Below are 18,589 nucleotides of genomic sequence, written 5' to 3'. Positions count from 1 at the left end.
GAAGACGGAGAAGGTCACCCCCACATGAGCGAGAAGTCTAATCAGCACACCGACCTGAACTGGCTGCTCGACGAGCTGGTCAGCCGCACGGTCGGGGTCCAGCACGCGGTGGTGCTCTCCGCTGACGGGCTGCTCATCGGGCGTTCCAAGGCGCTGTCCAAGGACGATTCCGAGCACCTGTCGGCGATGGCATCGGCTTTCCAGAGCCTGGCCCGCGGCACCGGCAGGCACTTCGGCGGCGGCGCCGTCCGGCAGACCGTCGTGGAGATGGAGCACGCGTTCCTGTTCGTCACCGCGGCCGGGCGGGGCGCCTGTCTCGCCGTGCTCGCGGAGGAGAACGCGGACGCCGGCATGATCGCCTACGAGATGAACCTGCTCGTGAAGCAGGTCGGTGTGTATCTGAGCTCTGCTCCCAGGTCCGAACAGGCCGCGGCCAACGGCGCGTCGAGGGCGTGATGTGATGTCCGAACCAGATGATCGATGGTTCGACGAGGCAGCAGGTCCCCTGGTCCGTCCCTATGCCATGACCAGGGGCAGGACCCGTCCCGGGAACACCGACCTCGACCTGGCGACCCAGGTCGTCACGGTGTGGACCGAGAACGACTCGGGCTCGCTGAGTCCCGAGCACCAAGCCGTCATCGAACTCTGCCGCACGCCGTTATCGGTCGCCGAGGTGGCCGCCTACGTCGACGTCCCGCTGGTCGTGGTGAAGGTGCTGCTCAGCGACCTCATCGAACGCGGGGACGTGGTGGCACGAGCGCCTCGAATGGCGAACAACCTGCCGGACCGGAATCTACTTCAGGCGGTGCTTGATGGTGTCCGTAGAATCTGAGGCCCAGGGAGCCGCGATGGTCATCCCCACCTCGGTCAAGGTCCTCGTCGCGGGCGGTTTCGGCGCCGGCAAGACGACGATGGTCGGCTCGGTCAGCGAGATACCCCCGCTGAGCACCGAGGAGCTGCTCACCGAGGCCAGCACCGACGTCGACGACCTGGTGGGCGTCGAGGAGAAGACCACGACCACGGTCGCGCTCGACTTCGGCCGCATCACCATCAATCCCGAGATCGTGCTCTACCTTTTCGGAACCCCGGGGCAGAACCGATTCTGGTTCATGTGGGACGAACTGGCCAACGGCGCGATCGGGGCGATCGTCCTCGTGGACACGCGCAGGCTCGACAGCTCCTTCCCTTCGGTGGACTTCTTCGAGCGCCGGAAAATTCCGTTCATCATCGCGGTGAACTGTTTCGACGACGCCCACCACTACCAGACCGACGAGGTCCGGCAGGCATTAGCGCTGAGCGCTGAGATTCCCATTCTCATGTGCGACGCGCGGGAGCGGGAATCGAGCAAGCAGGCTCTGGTGCGGCTGGTGGAGCACGCGCTCAGCAGGGTGCCGGCGACGGCCGACGGGGCCCGCTAGCCCCCGAGCCCACCCGAGGGTGGGACACCCGATCAGCGAGACCCACGCGTGCGGTGGCGCCCGGGAGCGCCTGACGGCCTCTCGGGGCCCCGGGACCCCCGGGCGTCTCCGCACGAACGTGCCGTACGCTTGCGCCGAAAAGAACGCGCTGGTTACGATCTCGCGAAGACACACACGGTGAAGTTGGAGCGAGCGGGATTCGCATTGGTGTCAGCATGTGCGGTCTGGGGCTGCACAGTGTCGTGCACGAGATAACTCGCGGTAACCACTACGACACTATACGGTGAAACAACAGTCACCGTATGGGCGGTATTGGCAACAAGATCATCTCGCGTAGCATTGTCAAATAGTTGACAGTCCAATTTCTCTGCAAGAATAATCGTCGGCCGAGGGCTGTCGATCGGTTCGGCAAGCTGTTCGTTCTGGCAGGAGGAGCCTATTCATGGACTTGTCCGCTATTTCGCTTAGCGATTACGCCAGAGAGCAGCTGCGCAGCATGCATCGCGCCGTGGGTCTCGCTGACGCGCCCGGCGAACTGATCGATCCGATCGGTGACCTGTTGGGCCCCGGCGGGGCGCATCTGCTCTCTGAACCACCATTATGGTCATCTGAACTCTCGGACGACAAGACTCCAATCGAGTTCTCGGTGGCGTTTGAGGGCGAGCAAACGCCTACCGTGCGCTTATGCGTCGAGCCGCTGGCGAAGAGCCCGAGCCACGCCGCGAACGTGCAAATCTCCAAAGAAATACTGCAATTTTACTCCGAACGGTTCAGCTTCTCGTTGGACCAGTTCGACCAGGTGAGCGAACTCTTCCTCGATCCGGGACTGCCCGGCCGCTTCTCGGTCTGGGTCTCGGTCGTGCTGAAGCGGAACGATTCACCCACGTTCAAGGTGTACTTCACGCCCGATCAGCAAGCGCTTGCCTGCGCACCGGAACTGATCGAGCAGGCGCTCGTCCGGCTCGGATTCACGGAGGCTTTCGCACCGCTGCGCAGGCACGTGATGCGGCCGGAACCCGGGCTGGACCAGTTCACCTTCTTCTCGCTCGACCTGGGTGAGCGCCTGCGCTCGCGGGTGAAGGTGTACGCCTCGCACTACGCCGCGGACACCACCGACATCGAGCGGGCGGCGAGGCTGGCGCGCGGGGTGGAACCCGGCAGGCTGCGTGACTTCTGCTACCTGGTCGGCGGCGGTCCCGGGCCGTTCGCGGCGCGCCCGCTGATCTCCAGCTACGCCTTCGTGGAGGGGGACAACGACCGGCCGAGCGGCTACACGCTGCACCTGCCGATCAGGGACTACGTCACCGACGACCAGCAGTCCAGGGCGCGGGTCAACGCCCTGCTGTCCCAGCACGGCTTCCCGACCGCGCCGTTCGAGCGCGCGCTCGGCGTGATGGCGCGGCGGCCGCTGGAGGGCGGGGTCGGCATGATCCCCTACGCCTCGCTGCGGCTGGGCCTGGTGCGCCCGGGGGTGACGATCTACCTCGCCTCCGAGCTCTACGAGACGCCGCGCCCGCGCTCCTGGCACGCGCTCGCGGAGAACTTCTCCTCACCCGGCATGGTGGCGCCCCGGACCTCGGAAGACCTGTCCCTCAACCCGGTCACCTAGAGAGGACCGCCCGCAGAATGCCGATCATGGAGCCGTACCGGATCAAGGTCGTCGAGCCGATCCCGATCACCACCCCCGAGGATCGACGACGCTGGTTGGCCGCGACCGGGTACAACCAGTTCAGCCTGCGCAGTGAACAGGTCACCATCGACCTGCTCACCGACTCGGGCACCGGTGCGCTCTCGGCGGCACAGCAGGCGGCGGCGGCGAGCGCGGACGAGACCTACGCGGGCGCCAGGTCCTTCTACCGCTTCCGTGAGGTGGTCAGCGACCTCACCGGCTACCAGCACATCCTGCCGGTGCACCAGGGCAGGGCGGCCGAGCGGATCCTGTTCGGCTGCGTGCTGAGCAAGGGCATGATCTCGATCAGCAACACCCACTTCGACACGACGAGGGCCAACGTCGAGTTGCTGGGCTGCGTCGCGCTGGACATCCCGTGCGAGGAGGCCGCCGACCTCGACAGCACCGAGCCGTTCAAGGGCAACATCGACCTGGCCAGGCTGAGCCAGCTGCTGAGCGGGCCGGAGCGGCCCAGGATCGGCCAGGTGCTGATGACCATCACCAACAACGGTGGTGGTGGTCAGCCGGTGTCGATGGCCAACATCGAGGCCGCGAGCGCGCTGTGCCGCGAGCACGGCGTGCCGTTCTTCCTCGACGCCGCGCGCTTCGCGGAGAACGCGTGGTGGGTCACCCGGCGCGAGCCGGGCTACGCGGACTGGACGCCGAGGCGGGTGGCGCAGCGGGCGTTCTCGCTGGCCGACGGGTGCGTGGCGAGCCTGAAGAAGGACGGCATCGTCCACATGGGCGGCCTGGTCGCGGTCAACGACCCCGAGCTGGCCGAGCGGTGCGAGATGATCAGCACCGCGACCGAGGGCTTCCGCACCTACGGCGGGCTGGCCGGGCGCGATCTGGAGATGCTGGCGCAGGGCCTGATCGAGGTCACCGACGTGCAGTACCTGCGCGCCAGGGCGGACGCCACCCGCTACCTGGGTGATCTCGCCAAGTCCGCCGGGGTCTCGATCGTGGAGCCCGCGGGCATCCACGCCATCTACCTCAACGCCAAGCGGTTGCTGCCGCACCTGAGCGCCGCGCAGTTCCCCGGCCACGCGCTGGCCTGCGAGCTCTACCTCCAGGGCGGAATCCGGTGCGTGGAGCTGGGATCGCTCTACCTCGGCACGCTCGACGAGCAGGGGCGCCTGCAGAGCGGTCCCCCGTTCGAGCTGGTGCGGCTGGCGGTGCCCCGGCGCGTGTACACGCAGAGCCACCTGGAGTACGTGGGCGAGGTGCTGGAGGAGATCGCCAAGCAGCCCGAGCGCGTGCCCGGCTACCGGATGACGCACGCGCCGAAGCTGCTGCGGCATTTCAACTGCCGCCTCGAACAGATCCACGACTAGACCTGTCCTGTCAGTCATCGGTTTCGCCGGTCTTCAACGACAGCACACCCCGCAAGACCGCGGGGTTTGTGGCGGTTAACGATGATTATCAGCGGGGTTTGGTGGTCTTGAAGACACCTCAACCCCCGGCGGCGGGACAGGTGCTGACATTGCGGACGGGCTCGTCCGTTTTGCGTCGTTCTTCCGGTATTCGGGGGATGGGCGACCTCCCCGATAGGGTGATCACCGGTATCCCCCGATCGGAGGAGGCGATATGCCCAGCACGTCCACCCCGCCGGTCGGCCAACCCTGTTGGGCGGAGCTCCCCACGGCTGACCAGGAGGCGACGCGGGAGTTCTACCGCGCCGTGCTCGACTGGGAGTACGAGGTCCGCCGGGACGACCAGGGCGCGGAGTACACGATCGCGACCCTGTTCGGCGAGCCGGTGGCCGGGCTGCGCCCGCACGAGGGCGCGGTGCGCGACTGGACGCTCTACCTCGCCGTCGCCGACCTCGCCACGGGCGCGCACCAGGTGCGGCGCTTCGGCGGCTCGGTGCTGGAGCAGCCGCAGGTGGTCCCCGGGCTCGGCGCGAAGGTGCTCGTCGACGACCCCAGCGGGGCGACGGTCGGGCTCTGCCAGCCGGCGCGGGACTGGAACTTCACCGTGGGGCTGCCGGGATCGCTGGTGTGGGCGGAGCTGGTCACGCCGAGGCCGACGCTCGCGGACCGCTTCTTCGGCGCGGTGTTCGGCTACGAGCAGCGCCAGGTCGCCGACGGCGTGCGCGTCGACCACGTGGTCTGGTACGTCGAGGGCGAGTCGGTGCTCGCGCGGGTCAGGATGAACCTGGACACCGCGGAACCGGTGCCGCCCAGGTGGATCGCGCACTTCGCGATCGACCCGGACGTCGGCTTCGACGAGACGCTGGACCGCGCGCGGGCGGCCGGGGCCCGGCTGCGGTTCAAGCCCTACGGCTCCACCCTCGGCAAGGTCGTGGTGCTCTCCGACCCGCTCGGCACGAGGTTCGCGCTCATCGACCCGAGCCAGGCCGTCGACGAGTACGACTCCCCGCCGGAGGACCCCTACGACGACTGAGCCTGACTGTCAGGGGTCGGACATATGTTCGGCCTCATGACGGATCAGGTGGTCGAGCTACGCCAGTACACCCTTCGGCCGGGGACCAGGGACACGCTCATCGAGCTGTTCGACCGGGAGTTCGTGGAAACCCAGGACGCGGTCGGCATGCGTGTCATCGGGCAGTTCCGGGTCGAGGCGGCCCCGGACAAGTTCGTGTGGCTGCGGTCGTTCCCGGACATGGAGCAGCGCGAGCGTTCGTTGAGCGCTTTCTACGACGGGCCCGCGTGGGTCCAGCACCGCGCAGCCGCGCGGGAGACGATGGTGGACACCGACGACGTGTTGCTGCTGCGGCCGGTCGGTGACGGTTTTCCCTTGCGCGACAGGCCTTTACCGGGCTCGACCGCGTTACCGGAGAGCCGGTTCCTCCTCACCGTCCACTACGGCGACGAGCCGTTCACGGACGCGTTCGCCGACTCGCTGGAGTACGAACCGTTGGTGTGCCTGCGTTCTGAGTACGCCGCGAACACCTTCACCGCGCTGCCCGTGCGCGAGGGCGAGCACGTGTTCGTGACGGTGGAGAACTTCGCCGGGGTGCTGCGCGGTGGCGCGCGGACGGAGGAAATGGTGCTGCGGCCGACGTCGCGGTCCGGGCTGCGGTGAGCGTCCGGCGCTGTGCTGGACGTCGCTGGGTTTGGGGCGGTTGACGATGATCGAGAAGGGGGTTGGGTGGTCTTGAAGACACCCCAACCCCTCGGCTCGCCGGGGAGGAGGTCCTAGCTGAAGTAGGACATCCAGTGGTCCCAGAAGGCTTGGACGGCGAGCAGCAGGATCATGACCAACCAGGTGGTCACGACCGTGCTGTGGAAGCGCACGAGCAACGGCGCGCGCAGGCCGCCCAGGTAGCCCCGGTCCATGTTGTGCACGGTGGTGTACCAGAAGATCGGGATGGTGGCCGCCCACACGACCATGCAGTACGGGCACAGCGCGCGGATGTCGTACATGCTCTGGATCATCAGCCAGTGCACGAAGATCACGCCGAGGGTCGCGCCGATCTGGAGGCCGGTCCACACCCAGCGCGGTAGCCGCGCGCCGGCGAGGAGCACGACGCCGAGCGTGGTCACCACCGGGAACGCGATCACGCCCAGCACCGGGTTGGGGAAGCCGAACAGCTCCGCCTGCGGGGAGCGCATCACCGAGCCGCAGCTGAGCACCGCGTCCAACGTGCACGACGGAATGTGGAAGGGGTTGGCCAGCAGGAGGAACTTCTCGATCACCAACGCGAACGAGGCCGCGGTGCCGAGCGCACCGCCGATCGCCAGCACCCACGCGATGAGCCTCGTCGAGAGCACCGGCGCGTCATCGTCGTAGTCGGCGTCGTCCTCGTCGCCGTCTTCGGTGTCACGGCCTTCGGTGTCACGGCCTTCGGTGTCACGGCCTTCGGTGTCGTGCTCGGCGCTGTCTTCGAGGCGTTCGGCGCCGTGTCCGGCGTTGTCACGGCCCGGCTTGTCGGCTGCGCTGCCGGGCGCCGCGTGGGTCGCGGTGTGCGCTGCTGTTCGGGTTGCCGTGTGGGCTGGCGTGGGGGTCGCCTCGCCGGTCTCACCGCGCTCGCCGCTCTTGTCGCGGGGTTCGCCCGTGGTGTCGGGTGCGGCGGTGGTGGGCTTGTCGGTCACGCCTGTCGCCTCCGGTCGTCGCTCGCGCCGGTGGACGCGGGTCTCGTGGCCGTGCCCGCGACGAGGTGGGTCGTCATCGCGGTGCTGTCTGCTGCCGTGCTCATCGTGCTGCTGCCGTGTTCATCGTGGCTGCTGCCGTGTTCATCGTGGCTGCTGCAGTGTTCATCATGGCTGCGGCAGTGTTCATCATGGCTGCGGCAGTGTTCATCATGGCTGCGGCAGTGTTCATTGTGGTCGCGGCGGTGTTCATTGTGGCTGCTGCCGTGTTCATCGTGGGTGCGGCAGTGCTCGCCGCGCTCATCGGCCCGCGAGGGCGTTGTCGATGGCGGTGCGGAGGTCCTGCATGGAGCGCGGGGAGAGCTTGGCGCCGTTGACGTAGAAGCTCGGAGTGCCCTGGACCCCGGCGGTGGTGCCGTCGGCCTGGTCCTTGGCGATGCGCGCGTCGGTGGCGGGGTCGGCGACGGTGGCCTTGAACTTGGCGAGGTCGAGGCCGAGTTCGGTGGCGTAGCCCTCGAAGACGCTCGCGCGGGACTCGGTGCTGTGGCCCCAGCGCTCCTGGTTCTCGAAGAGCTTGATGTACATCTGCTCGAACTTGCCCTGCTGCGCGGCGGCCTCGGCGGCGCGGGCGGCGTTCTGGGAGTTGGGGTGGCTCTCGATCGGGAAGTAGCGCACGACGTAGGTGAGCTTGCCCGCGTACTCCTTGCGCAGCTGCTCGACGGCGGGGAACGCGCCGCCGCAGGCCTCGCACTCGAAGTCCAGGAACTCGACCATGGTGGCCTTGCCGTCGGCGGCGGTGGAGATCTTGTGGCTGTCGGGGCGCACGAGGACCTCGGCGGGCACGCGGGGCACCTGGGAGGTCGTGGTGGTCGGCGCCGCACTGTCCGCCTGGGGGCTGCCGCCGCCTCGGAGCAGCACGAACGCGGCCACGATGATCACCACCGCGGCGATGGTGCCGATGGTGATCTTGGCGTTCTTCGTCATCGTGCGCGCTCCTGTGCGTGGGCTGTCCGCGCCCTGTGTACCCGGGCAGCTGTCAAAGCGGGGTGATGTCGCCGCCCAGCCTGTCACGTCAACCCGGGTTGACTTCATCGTGCCCGTCAACCTACGTTGACTTCGGGAGGTGGTTCGCCGTGGTGGTGGACGTGCGGGGAAGGGTGCTGAGCGCGCGGGTCCGGGGTGCGGGACCGGCGGTGGTGCTGGACTGCGGCGGAGCGGGCGCGGGGGTCGACGGGGGCTGGGGGCCGGACCTGGAGGAGCTGCTGGCGGAGAGCCGCACCGTCGTCAGCTATGACCGCGCCGGGTCCGGACGGTCCGGCGGGGAGGCTCGACGCACGGTCGCGGAGATGGCTGACGATCTCCGGGAACTGTTGCGGGAGTTGGAGATCCGCACTCCGGCGGCCTTCGTGGGCTGGTCGTTCGGCGCGCTGGTCACGCAGGTGTACGCGGCACGGCATCCGGAGGACGTGGCCGGGCTGGTGTTCGTGGACCCGACGCCGACGGGTGAGCGACCGGGGTCGAAGGTGATGCAGCGCGCGGGGTTCACGGCCACTCCTCTGCTGCTGCGGATGAGCGCGCGGACTCGCGAGCTGGGGCGCGCGCTGCGGCACATGCGGGAGAACATCGCCGAAGCGACCGAAACCGTGGAGCGAGCCGGATTGCCTGCTGTGCCGTTGCGGGTGCTGAGGGCCTCGGTGCGGCCGAAGTTGCCGAAGGCACAGGCGGAGTTCCAGGACCGGAGCTTGCGGGAGCTGGCGGCGCGGTCACCGCTCGGCGAGTTCGTGTTGGTCGACGGCGCGAGCCACAACATCCCGTGGGAGCGCCCTGAAAGCGTGGTCGACGCGGTGCGCTCCGTGATGTCGGGTTGACCTCGCCCCTGGGGCAAGCCACAGACTGCGTTTCATGCAGATGCGCGACCCCGCAAGCGGGTCTTCGGTACCAACGCTCGACCCCGCAAGCGGGTCTTCGGTGACCGACTCCTACCTTCTCGCCGGGCGGTTCGGCGCGGCGGCGCGGTTGTCGCCGAAGGCACTGCGCCTCTACGCGGAGCAGGGATTGCTGGTGCCCGCGCGGGTGGATCCGGCGACGGGGTACCGCTACTACTCGCGGGAACAGGTGCCGCAGGCCAGGTTGATCGCGCGGCTGCGCCAGCTCGGCCTGCCCGTAGCACGGATCGCCTGGCTGGTGACGCTCTCCCCCGAGGCACTGGTCCTGGAGTTGAGGTCGTGGTTGCGGGCGCAGAACGAGCGGCTGGCGGAGCAGACGGAGATCGTGGAGGCGGTGGCGCGACACGTCGAAGGGGCTCCGCTGGCCGCCGTCGAAGTGCGCGCGGTGGCGGCCAGCAAGGTGCTCTACCGCGAGGGATTCGTTGACGTCGTAAGCCTTCTTGACTTCACAGCGGAGGCGGAGACGGCGCTGCGCGAGCACCTGCGGGCGCACGGGCTGGCCGCTGACGGCGCGATGAACGTGCACTACCACGATGAGATCACCCGCGACAGCGAAGGCCGCGTCGAAGCCTCGATCGCCTACGAAGGCAGTGTCGAACCCGCGGCGGACCTGCGCATCCGGCTGAGGCCCGCGCTACGCGAGGCCTACATACCCGCGTCGGAGGCGGACGCGCAGTTCCCTCAGGTACTGCGGTTGTACGACGCGGTGGAGACCTGGTTGGACGACCACGATCTGACCACTGTGGACAGTCCTTATGAGATCTATCCCGGAACGGGCGGCGCGGCGTTCGACGTCGCCTATCCCCTCAACCTCTAGGAAGTCATGGCGCACTTCTCGTACATCGGCTCTGGTCCTTACTGCTACAGCAACTCGTTCGCGATGATGTTCGGGGCGGACGCGCCGTCCACGGCCGTGATCGAGGTCGCGACGGGCAGCCCGTTCGGCATGCAGCTGGTCGACGGGAACCTGCCGTTCTTCGACCCGCACGGCTGGGTTCCGGAGACGGGTTTCGACGCCGCGCTGGCCGCGCTCGGGTGGACCTCCACCGAGAAGCGGGGCGAGGACGCCGCCGAGGCGCTCGCGCTGCTGCGGGAGTCCCTTGTGGACGGTCCGGTGTGGGTGGGGCCGGTGGAGATGGGTCACCTGCGGCACCAGCCGGAGATGACCGGGGCGATCGGCGCGGACCACTACGTCGTGGTGATCGGCATGGACGACGAGCACGTGCTCATGCACGATCCGCAGGGGTTCCCGTACGTCTCGTTGCCGCTCAACGACTTCGTGGAAGCGTGGCGGATCGAAAAGGTCGACTACGGCAAGCCCTTCACGATGCGCGCAGGCTTCGCCAAGGTCACCGAAGTGTCGGAAGCGGACGCGATCACGGCCTCGATCCCCCACGCGGTGCACTGGCTTTCCCAGGGCGACAACGCAGCTGCGGCCGAAGCGCTCGCGGCGCTGATCGAAGCCGGGCAGCACCCGCGCGAGCACCTGATCCATTTCGCGGTGCGCGTGGGCGTGCGGCGGCTCGCCGACGCTGCGACCTGCTTGGCGCGCATCGGGTTCACGGAGGCGTCGGAGATCGCGGGCGAGCAGGCACGCATCCTGGGGTCGACGCAGCACCCGCTCGTCGTGGGCGACCACAAGAGGGCCGCCGACGCGGTGCGGGCGCTCGCGCCGACCTACGACCAGCTGCTCAACGCTCTTCGAGATCGCCTTCGGTGCTGAGGTAGATCTGCTGGAGAGCATCCAAAGTGGACTTCTCCGGGTGCTCCCACATGCCGCGGTTGGCGGCTTCGAGCAGGCGCTCGGCGATGCCGTGCAAGGCCCACGGGTTGGACTCGGTGAGGAACTTGCGGTTCTCCTCGTCGAGCACGTAGGTCTCGGTGAGCTTCTCGTACATCCAGTCCGCGACAACGCCGGTCGTGGCGTCGTAGCCGAAGAGGTAATCCACCGTGGCCGCGAGCTCGAACGCGCCCTTGTAGCCGTGCTTGCGCATCGCGGCCAGCCAACGGGGATTGACCACGCGGGCGCGGAAGATCCGTGTGGTTTCCTCGCTGAGCGTCCTGGTGCGCACCGCGTCCGGGCGCGTGCTGTCGCCGATGTAGGCGGCGGGCGCCTTGCCGGTGAGCGCGCGGACGGTGGCGATCATGCCGCCGTGGTACTGGAAGTAGTCGTCGGAGTCGGCGATGTCGTGTTCGCGGGTGTCGATGTTCTTGGCCGCCACCGCGATCCGCTTGTACGCGGTCTCCATGTCCGGCCGCGCCTGCACTCCGTCGAGCTCGCGGCCGTAGGCGTAGCCGCCCCACACCGCGTAGACCTCGGCGAGATCGGCGTCATCGCGCCAGTTGCGGCTGTCGATCAGCGGGAGCAGACCGGCACCGTACGCGCCCGGTTTGGAGCCGAAGATCCGCATGGTAGCGCGGCGGTCGTCACCGTGGGCCGCCTTGTCGGCGAGCACGTGCGCGCGGACGAAGTTCTGCTCCGCAGGCTCATCCAGCTCGGCGACCATGCGCACGGCGTCGTCGAGCAGCCCCACCACGTGCGGGAACGCGTCACGGAAGAAGCCGCTGATGCGCATGGTGACGTCGATGCGCGGGCGCTCCAGCTCCGCCAGCGGAATCACTTCGAGGCCGGAAACGCGGCGCGACTGGTCGTCCCAGATGGGCCGAACACCGAGCAGCGCAAGGACTTCGGCGATGTCGTCGCCGGAGGTGCGCATGGCGCTCGTTCCCCAGATCGACAGGCCGACCGAGGGCGGCCACTCGCCGGTGTCCGCGCGGTAGCGGGCGAGCAGCGAATCGGCCATCGCCTGGCCGGTCTCCCACGCGAGGCGGCTGGGCACCGCCTTCGGGTCGACGGAGTAGAAGTTGCGGCCGGTCGGCAGCACGTTCACCAAGCCGCGCAACGGTGATCCGCTCGGCCCGGCGGGCACGTAACCGCCGTCCAGCGCGTGCAGCACCATGTCCAGCTCGTCGGTCGTGCGGGCCAGGCGCGGGACCACCTCGACCGCCGCGAAGGTCAGGATCTCGGTGATCTGCTCGTCGGCGCGGCCGAGGACCTCACGCGTCACGTCGAGCGCCGCCGAGGCGTCCCACTGCGCGTTCTCCATGCCCTGCACCAGGTTCCGCGCGGTCTCCTCCACCGCGTCGGTACCGGCCCTGGACGCGCTGCCGTCCTCGACGAGCCCCAGCGCCTCGCGCAGACCGGGCAAGGACGTCGCGCCGCCCCACATCTGGCGGGCCTGAAGCATCGCAAGCACCAGGTTCACCCTGGCCTCGCCGACCGGCGCGTTGCCGAGCACGTGCAGGCCGTCGCGGATCTGCACGTCCTTGACCTCGCACAGCCAGCCGTCGACGTGCAGCAGGAACTCGTCGAACTCCGCGTCGTGCGGGCGATCGGCCATGCCGAGGTCGTGATCGAGCTTGGCGGCCTGGATCAACGTCCAGATCTGCGCACGGATCGCAGGCAGCTTCGCCGGGTCCATCGCGGCGATGTTGCCGTACTCGTCCAGCAGCTGTTCCAGGCGCGCGATGTCGCCGTAGCTGTCCGCGCGGGACATCGGCGGCACCAGGTGGTCGACGAGCGTGGCGTGGGCGCGGCGCTTGGCCTGCGTGCCCTCACCGGGGTCGTTGACCAGGAACGGGTAGATCAGCGGGAGGTCGCCGAGCGCCGCGTCCGGACCGCACGCGGCGGACATGCCGACCGTCTTGCCGGGCAGCCACTCCAGGTTGCCGTGCTTGCCGACGTGCACGACCGCGTCCGCGCCGAAATCGTCGGCCAGCCAGCGGTAAGCGGCCAGGTAGTGGTGGCTCGGCGGCAGGTCGGGGTCGTGGTAGATCGCGATCGGGTTCTCGCCGAAGCCCCGGGGCGGCTGCACCATCACCACGATGTTGCCGGTGCGCAGCGCGGCCAGCACGATCTCGCCGTCAGGATCGTTGGAGCGGTCCACGAACAGCTCGCCGGGCGCGGCACCCCAGTGCTGCTCCATCTCCTCGCGCATGTCCTCGGGAAGCGTCTCGTACCAGGAGCGGTAGCGCGCGGCGGACATGCGGACGGGGTTGCCGGTGAGCTGGTCCTCGGTCAGCCAGTCCGCGTCCTGGCCGCCCGCCGCGATCAGCGCGTGGATCAGCGCGTCACCGTCGAGCGAGGCGAGGCCCGGCAGCGCGTCGGGGCCGTCGAGCGGGCCGACGTCGTAGCCGCGCTCGCGCATCTCGGTGAGCAGCCGCACGACGCTGGCCGGGGTGTCGAGCCCGACCGCGTTGCCGATGCGGGAGTGCTTCGTGGGGTAGGCCGAGAGCATGATCGCGATGCGCCGTTCGGCGGGCGGGATGTGCCGCAGAACGGCGTGGCGGTAAGCGATTCCGGCGACGCGGCGGGCTCGCTCGGGGTCGGCGACGTAGACCGTCAGGCCGTCCTCGTCGATCTCCTTGAAGGAGAACGGGACCGTGATGATCCGCCCGTCGAACTCCGGGATGGCCACCTGGGTCGCAGTGTCCAAAGGGGACAGCCCGTCGTCGTTCTCGTCCCACGCGGCACGGCTGCTGGTCAGGCAGAGCGCTTGCAGGATCGGCACGTCCAGCGCCGCGAGCGCGCCGACGTCCCAGGCTTCCTCGTCACCGCCGGCCGACGCGGCGGCGGGCTTGGTGCCACCGGCGGCGAGGACGGTGACGACGAGCGCGTCGGCCTTGCCCAGCTCCGCGAGGAGTTCGGGCTCGGCCGTGCGCAGGGAGGAGCAGAAGATCGGCAGCGCCCTGGCTCCGGCTTCCTCGACAGAGTCGGCCAAGGTGTGGACGAAGGATGTGTTTCCCGCCACGTGGTGCGCGCGGTAGTAGAGAATTCCAATGACCGGCCCCGCAGCGTCAATGCTCGACCCCGCAAGCGGGTCTTCGACGCGCGAGCTTTCTCGTTCCAGTGGCCCCCAGGTCGGCGTGGGAGCGGGCGGAGCGAAGCCGAAACCGGTCAGCAGAACGGTGTCGGAGAGGAACTTGTGCAGCTCGGTCAGGTTCGCCGGGCCGCCGTGCGCGAGGTAGGCGTGGGCCTCCGCGCAGACGCCGCCGGGCACCGTGGACAGCTCCATCAGCTCGGCGTCGGGAGCCTGCTCGCCGCCCAGGACGACCACCGGGACGGAGCCCGCGAGCAGCGCGTCGAGGCCCTCCTCCCAGGCCCGGCGGCCGCCGAGGATGCGGACAACGACCAGGTCAGCGCCCTCGACAAGGGCAGGGAGGTCGTCAACCTCGGTTCTGGCCGGGTTGGCCAGCCGGTAGTCGGCGCCGCTCGCGCGGGCCGACATCAGGTCGGTGTCGGAGGTCGACAACAACAGCAGCACAGGACACGCTCCGCTCCCCCGGGGTCCTCGCCCCGGCTCGTGTGGGCACAGCGCTGCGGGAGTTCCTGGCTCCTCTTCGCAGAGTCACAGTGGCGGGACCGCGCCGGATTCGCACCGGCTTCCTCCCTGCAACGCCGTTCGTGCTGACCCTACCGACTTGGAGTGCTCGATCCGAGTGGCAAGTAGCATCCGGCGCGTGCCAGCCGACGCCCCAGCCGACCGCTCGCGCCGGGACGCGTGTCCCGGCGCGGTCTCCGTGCACAACGCGGCCGACGGCGGGCTGGCGCGCATTCGGGTGCCGGGCGGCACGATGACGGCTCCGCAGTTCCACGCGGTGTTCGCGGCGTCGGCGGCGCTGGGCGACGGGCAGCTGGAGCTGACGTCGCGGGCGAACATCCAGATCCGCGGGTTGCGCCTGGGTGCCGAGGCGAAGCTGGCGGAGCGGCTGCGCGAGGCCGGGCTGCTGCCCTCGGTGACCCACGAGCTGGTGCGCAACATCATCGCGTCGCCGCTGGGCGCGGAGCAGCCGCTGGTCAACGAGCTGGACCGCGAGCTGTGCTCGTGGCCGGAGCTGGCCGAGCTGCCCGGGCGGTTCCTGATCACGGTGGACAGCCAAGGCGATGTGAGCGGGCTCGGCGGCGATGTCGGCCTTGCCAAGGTCGGGCCGGACTGGGCGCTGCTGCTGGCAGGTGAGGACACCGGCGTTCGCGTGCCGGAGAACCAGACCGTGACGACGGTGATCGCCGCCGCGCAGGCGTTCCTGGTCGAGCGCAGGCAGCAGGGTTCGGTCGCGTGGCGGATGAACGAGCTGACCGAAGGGCCGCAACGGGTTCTGCACCGGTTGGGGCTTCCCGCCACGCGTCGCAGGCTCATGGTCCGGCCCGCTGTGCCGCTGCCGACCGGGTTCGCGACTCCGAGGACGCTGGTCGTCGGCGCGCCGCTGGGCAGGCTCGATGCCGCGCAGTGCCGTGAGTTGTTGCGCGCGGCGGGGAACACGGTCCGGTTGACGCCGTGGCGCAGCGTCGTGCTGCGCGGCGTGGAACCGTCCACTGTGGTCGGTCGCGACCTGATCACCGACCCGAACTCGCCGTGGCACGGAGTGACCTCGTGCGCGGGAATGCCGGGCTGCGTCAAGGCTTTGGCCGATGTGCGCGCGGATGCCGCCGCGTGGCTGCGCTCCCGTCCTGAGCCCAGCGCGCAGCGCGTGCACTGGTCGGGGTGCTCGCGGCGGTGCGGCCGTCCGCAGGGCAGCGTTGTCGACGTCGTGGCGACCGGCGAGGGCTACCAGGTCAACGAGAAGCTGGCCAATGACACGGCCGCCGCGATCGCGGTGGCTCGGAGGGACATGTGACCAGGTACATCAAGGACGGCGCGGAGATCTACCGCCGGTCCTTCGCCACCATCCGCGCGGAGAGCGAGCTGGACGGGCTCCCGCAGGACATAGCCCGGGTGGCGGTGCGCATGATCCACGCGTGCGGGATGACGGACCTGGTGCAGGACATAGCTTTCTCGCCGCGCGTTGTTCTTGACGCCCGCGCGGCACTGCTCGGTGGAGCGCCAATCCTGTGTGATGCCACCATGGTCGCCGCCGGAGTGACGCGCAAGCGACTGCCGGCCGACAACGAGGTGCTGTGCATGCTCGGCGATCCTCGCGTGCCGGATTTGGCTGTGCAGCTGGGAAACACGCGCAGTGCGGCTGCATTGGAGTTGTGGCGTGACAAGCTTCACGGTGCCGTGGTCGCGATCGGCAACGCGCCGACCGCGTTGTTCCACCTGCTCGACATGATCGCGTCAGGGGCGCCTCGACCGGCGGCCGTGCTCGGTGTTCCCGTGGGCTTCATCGGGGCGGCCGAGTCCAAGGAAGCACTGGCGGACAACGACTTGGGGCTTGAGTACCTGGTCGTCCGAGGTCGGCGCGGCGGCAGTGCGATCACCGCGGCGGCCATCAACGCGATCGCGAGCGAGGAAGAATGAGCGGGCGGTTATACGGCGTCGGCGTGGGGCCGGGCGACCCCGAGCTGGTCACGGTCAAGGCCGCTCGGCTGATCGGCTCGGCCGATGTGATCGTCTACCACAGCGCCCGGCACGGCCGCAGCGTCGCGCGGTCCATCGCGGAGCCCTACTTGCGCGGCGACCAGATCGAGGAGCAGCTGGTCTACCCGGTCACCGTCGAGGAGACCGACCACTCCGGCGGCTACCAGGGCGCGATCGACGAGTTCTACGAGTCCTGCGCCGAACGCCTCGCCTCGCACCTGGAAGCCGGGCGCGACGTGGTGGTGCTCGCCGCGGGCGATCCGTTCTTCTACGGCTCCTACATGCACATGCACAAGCGGCTCGCACACCGCTTCCCCACCGAGGTCGTTCCCGGCGTGACGTCGGTGAGCGGCGCGTCCGCCGAGCTGGGGCGGCCGTTGGTGGAGCGCGACGAGACGCTGACCGTGTTGCCGGGAACCCTGCCCACCGAGGTGCTGGCCGAGCGCATCGCCGCGACCGACTCGGCAGCGATCATGAAGCTGGGGCGCACTTTTGAGAGCGTTCGGTCCGCTTTGGACAGTGCTGGGCGGCTCGATGACGCGTGGTACGTGGAGCGCGCGACGACCGGCCGGCAACGGATCTCTCCGCTGGCCGATGTCGATCCCGCTTCGGTTCCGTACTTCTCTGTCGCGATCCTGCCCAGCAAGGCACACCTGCCCGATCCGTCCACTTCGGACACTCCTCGGTCCCGTGCCGGAGAAGTCGTCGTCGTGGGGCTCGGACCGGCCGGGCGGGAGTGGACGACGCCGGAGGTGCAGGCCGCGCTGGCTTCGGCCGACGACCTCGTGGGCTACGTGACCTACATCGACCGCGTGCCACCGAATCCGCGTCAGCGCAGGCACGCCTCGGACAACAAGGTGGAGGCTGAGCGCGCGGCGTTCGCGTTGGACCTCGCCAAGCGCGGTTCGCGGGTTGTCGTTGTGTCCTCAGGCGATCCTGGCGTGTTCGCGATGGCCAGCGCCGTGCTCGAAGTGGCGGGCGAGGAGCAGTTCGCCGACGTTCCCGTGCGCGTGCTGCCCGGCTTGACCGCCGCGCAGGCCGTCGCGAGCCGGGTCGGCGCTCCGCTCGGACACGACTTCTGCGTGCTGTCGTTGTCGGATCGGCTGAAGCCGTGGGAGATCATCGCCGAGCGGTTGACGGCGGCGGCGCGGGCGGATCTCGTGCTCGCGATCTACAACCCGGCTTCGCGGAGTCGGACCTGGCAGGTGTCGCGGGCCCGGGAGCTGTTGCTGGAGCACCGTTCGCCGGACACCCCCGTGGTGATCGGACGCGATGTCGGCGGGCCCGCGGAGTCCGTTCGCGTCGTGCGCCTCGAAGACCTCGATCCGTCCACTGTGGACATGCGCTGCCTGTTGCTCATCGGGTCCTCCACGACCCAGGTCCGCGACGGGGTGGTGTTCACTCCGCGCCGCTACCCCGCATGATCCAGTCGCGGGCCTCGGCCACCGTCGCGACGTGGGCCACGCCTTCGGGCAGCGGCGGGCGGCGGAGGATCACCACGGGCAGGCCGAGGTGACGCGCCGCGACGAGCTTCGCCGTCGTCATCGTGCTGCCGCTGTCCTTGGTGACGATCACGTCGATCTCGTGCTGGCGGAGCAGATCGACTTCACCGTCCACTGTGAACGGTCCGCGATCGAGAACCACGTGGGATCTCGGCGGCAGCTCGTCCGGCGCGTCCACCGAGCGGACGAGGAAGTGCTTGTCCAGCCCGGCGAACGCGTGCAGGTCGCGGCGACCCGTGGTGAGGAAGACGCGTTCCCCCAGGGCTTTCACGGCTTCGGCGGCTTCGTTGATCGAGCTCACCCAGTGCCAGCGGTCACCGGTCTCCTCGGTCCAGCCCGGCCTGCGCAGCACCAGGAACGGCAGCCCGAGCCGCGTGGTGGCTTCGGCGGCCGAGGCGGTCATGATGGCGGCGAAGGGATGCGTGGCGTCGACCACCGCGTCGATCTCGTTGTCCGTGAGCCAGGCCGTCAGGCCGTCCACCCCGCCGAAGCCGCCGACGCGCACTTCGCCGACGGGCAGCTTCGGATCGCGGACGCGTCCGGCGAGCGAGGAGATCACCCGTCGGCGCGGGTGCAGCTCCTCGGCGAGGCGCCGCGCTTCCCCGGTCCCACCCAGAACCAGCACCGTTGTCGTCACTGTT

Annotated in this window: 18 protein-coding genes and 1 riboswitch; of the genes, 13 read left to right on the top strand and 5 right to left on the bottom strand. The window is 69.2% G+C overall.

The window, feature by feature from the left end; all coding sequences use genetic code 11:
* The first annotated feature begins 24 nt into the window (after positions 1-24).
* From ABD798_RS20245 to ABD798_RS20215, 7 genes are all read left to right on the top strand, one after another.
* A complete protein-coding gene (locus ABD798_RS20245) occupies positions 25-456 on the top strand; it encodes a roadblock/LC7 domain-containing protein (RefSeq protein ID WP_030431546.1) in 432 nt (143 codons plus the stop codon).
* Positions 457-460: 4 nt separating this feature from the next.
* On the top strand, positions 461-832 hold the full coding sequence (locus ABD798_RS20240) for a DUF742 domain-containing protein (RefSeq protein ID WP_030431547.1): 372 nt from the start codon (positions 461-463) through the stop codon (positions 830-832).
* On the top strand, positions 813-1,418 hold the full coding sequence (locus tag ABD798_RS20235) for a GTP-binding protein (protein ID WP_344877076.1): 606 nt from the start codon (positions 813-815) through the stop codon (positions 1,416-1,418). Before ABD798_RS20240 ends, ABD798_RS20235 begins: the two co-directional genes overlap by 20 nt.
* A gap of 442 nt (positions 1,419-1,860) precedes the next feature.
* Positions 1,861-3,027: a tryptophan dimethylallyltransferase family protein gene (locus ABD798_RS20230; RefSeq protein WP_344877075.1), complete on the top strand. Its 1,167-nt coding sequence runs from the start codon at positions 1,861-1,863 to the stop codon at positions 3,025-3,027.
* Between the two features lie 17 nt (positions 3,028-3,044).
* On the top strand, positions 3,045-4,421 hold the full coding sequence (locus tag ABD798_RS20225) for a tryptophanase (protein WP_344877073.1): 1,377 nt from the start codon (positions 3,045-3,047) through the stop codon (positions 4,419-4,421).
* A gap of 253 nt (positions 4,422-4,674) precedes the next feature.
* Positions 4,675-5,493, top strand: coding sequence for a VOC family protein (locus tag ABD798_RS20220; protein ID WP_344877071.1), 819 nt, complete (start codon positions 4,675-4,677; stop codon positions 5,491-5,493).
* 36 nt (positions 5,494-5,529) lie between these two features.
* A complete protein-coding gene (locus ABD798_RS20215; RefSeq protein ID WP_344877069.1) occupies positions 5,530-6,135 on the top strand; it encodes an NIPSNAP family protein in 606 nt (201 codons plus the stop codon).
* A 113-nt stretch (positions 6,136-6,248) separates the two neighbouring features.
* Here the strand turns inward: ABD798_RS20215 and ABD798_RS20210 are convergent, their stop codons facing one another.
* From ABD798_RS20210 to ABD798_RS20200, 3 genes are all read right to left on the bottom strand, one after another.
* Positions 6,249-7,145 (bottom strand): vitamin K epoxide reductase family protein, encoded by an 897-nt coding sequence (locus tag ABD798_RS20210; protein WP_344877067.1) that lies wholly within the window; start codon positions 7,143-7,145, stop codon positions 6,249-6,251.
* A gap of 100 nt (positions 7,146-7,245) precedes the next feature.
* Positions 7,246-7,395, bottom strand: a complete 150-nt coding sequence (locus tag ABD798_RS20205; protein WP_344877065.1) for a hypothetical protein — start codon at positions 7,393-7,395, stop codon at positions 7,246-7,248.
* A gap of 47 nt (positions 7,396-7,442) precedes the next feature.
* Entirely contained in the window at positions 7,443-8,126 is a 684-nt protein-coding gene (locus ABD798_RS20200; protein WP_344877063.1) for a DsbA family protein, read from the bottom strand.
* Between the two features lie 149 nt (positions 8,127-8,275).
* Here ABD798_RS20200 and ABD798_RS20195 point away from each other — a divergent pair, with 149 nt between their 5' ends.
* The 3 genes from ABD798_RS20195 (at position 8,276) to ABD798_RS20185 (ending at position 10,811) form a co-directional block, all read left to right on the top strand.
* A complete protein-coding gene (locus ABD798_RS20195; protein ID WP_344877061.1) occupies positions 8,276-9,010 on the top strand; it encodes an alpha/beta fold hydrolase in 735 nt (244 codons plus the stop codon).
* Between the two features lie 100 nt (positions 9,011-9,110).
* Positions 9,111-9,905 carry a MerR family transcriptional regulator gene (locus ABD798_RS20190; protein ID WP_344877059.1) on the top strand — a complete coding sequence of 265 codons (795 nt, stop codon included), beginning with the start codon at positions 9,111-9,113 and terminating at the stop codon, positions 9,903-9,905.
* 6 nt (positions 9,906-9,911) lie between these two features.
* A complete protein-coding gene (locus ABD798_RS20185) occupies positions 9,912-10,811 on the top strand; it encodes a hypothetical protein (RefSeq protein ID WP_344877057.1) in 900 nt (299 codons plus the stop codon).
* On the opposite strand, the gene cobN is transcribed toward ABD798_RS20185, so the two are convergent.
* The gene (gene cobN, locus ABD798_RS20180; protein WP_344877055.1) at positions 10,780-14,412 is read right to left on the bottom strand and encodes a cobaltochelatase subunit CobN; all 3,633 of its coding nucleotides are present in this window, start codon (positions 14,410-14,412) and stop codon (positions 10,780-10,782) included. The two genes, ABD798_RS20185 and cobN, sit on opposite strands and share 32 nt — an antisense overlap.
* Before the next feature lie 39 nt (positions 14,413-14,451).
* A riboswitch (cobalamin riboswitch) is annotated at positions 14,452-14,580 on the bottom strand.
* A 28-nt stretch (positions 14,581-14,608) separates the two neighbouring features.
* Here cobN and ABD798_RS20175 point away from each other — a divergent pair.
* The 3 genes from ABD798_RS20175 to cobJ are packed head-to-tail and all read left to right on the top strand — an operon-like array spanning position 14,609 to position 17,870.
* Positions 14,609-15,763 (top strand): hypothetical protein, encoded by a 1,155-nt coding sequence (locus tag ABD798_RS20175; RefSeq protein ID WP_344877053.1) that lies wholly within the window; start codon positions 14,609-14,611, stop codon positions 15,761-15,763.
* Positions 15,760-16,386, top strand: a complete 627-nt coding sequence (locus ABD798_RS20170) for a precorrin-8X methylmutase (RefSeq protein ID WP_344877051.1) — start codon at positions 15,760-15,762, stop codon at positions 16,384-16,386. Before ABD798_RS20175 ends, ABD798_RS20170 begins: the two co-directional genes overlap by 4 nt.
* Positions 16,383-17,870, top strand: a complete 1,488-nt coding sequence (cobJ, locus tag ABD798_RS20165; RefSeq protein WP_344877049.1) for a precorrin-3B C(17)-methyltransferase — start codon at positions 16,383-16,385, stop codon at positions 17,868-17,870. Before ABD798_RS20170 ends, cobJ begins: the two co-directional genes overlap by 4 nt.
* Here the strand turns inward: cobJ and ABD798_RS20160 are convergent.
* Positions 17,845-18,585 carry a cobalt-precorrin-6A reductase gene (locus ABD798_RS20160; protein ID WP_344877047.1) on the bottom strand — a complete coding sequence of 247 codons (741 nt, stop codon included), beginning with the start codon at positions 18,583-18,585 and terminating at the stop codon, positions 17,845-17,847. The two genes, cobJ and ABD798_RS20160, sit on opposite strands and share 26 nt — an antisense overlap.
* Positions 18,586-18,589 lie beyond the last annotated feature (4 nt).

This window comes from Allokutzneria multivorans (assembly GCF_039537405.1).
Taxonomy (GTDB): Bacteria; Actinomycetota; Actinomycetes; order Mycobacteriales; family Pseudonocardiaceae; genus Allokutzneria; species Allokutzneria multivorans.
This window is presented reverse-complemented; position numbering and strand designations above follow the sequence as displayed.

Coding starts and splice junctions, on each gene's coding strand:
- ABD798_RS20245 (WP_030431546.1), top strand. CDS start 25: ATGAGCGAGAAGTCTAATCAGCACACCGACCTGAACTGGCTGCTCGAC.
- ABD798_RS20240 (WP_030431547.1), top strand. CDS start 461: ATGTCCGAACCAGATGATCGATGGTTCGACGAGGCAGCAGGTCCCCTG.
- ABD798_RS20235 (WP_344877076.1), top strand. CDS start 813: ATGGTGTCCGTAGAATCTGAGGCCCAGGGAGCCGCGATGGTCATCCCC.
- ABD798_RS20230 (WP_344877075.1), top strand. CDS start 1,861: ATGGACTTGTCCGCTATTTCGCTTAGCGATTACGCCAGAGAGCAGCTG.
- ABD798_RS20225 (WP_344877073.1), top strand. CDS start 3,045: ATGCCGATCATGGAGCCGTACCGGATCAAGGTCGTCGAGCCGATCCCG.
- ABD798_RS20220 (WP_344877071.1), top strand. CDS start 4,675: ATGCCCAGCACGTCCACCCCGCCGGTCGGCCAACCCTGTTGGGCGGAG.
- ABD798_RS20215 (WP_344877069.1), top strand. CDS start 5,530: ATGACGGATCAGGTGGTCGAGCTACGCCAGTACACCCTTCGGCCGGGG.
- ABD798_RS20205 (WP_344877065.1), bottom strand. CDS start 7,395: ATGAACACCGCCGCGACCACAATGAACACTGCCGCAGCCATGATGAAC.
- ABD798_RS20200 (WP_344877063.1), bottom strand. CDS start 8,126: ATGACGAAGAACGCCAAGATCACCATCGGCACCATCGCCGCGGTGGTG.
- ABD798_RS20185 (WP_344877057.1), top strand. CDS start 9,912: ATGGCGCACTTCTCGTACATCGGCTCTGGTCCTTACTGCTACAGCAAC.
- cobJ (WP_344877049.1), top strand. CDS start 16,383: ATGAGCGGGCGGTTATACGGCGTCGGCGTGGGGCCGGGCGACCCCGAG.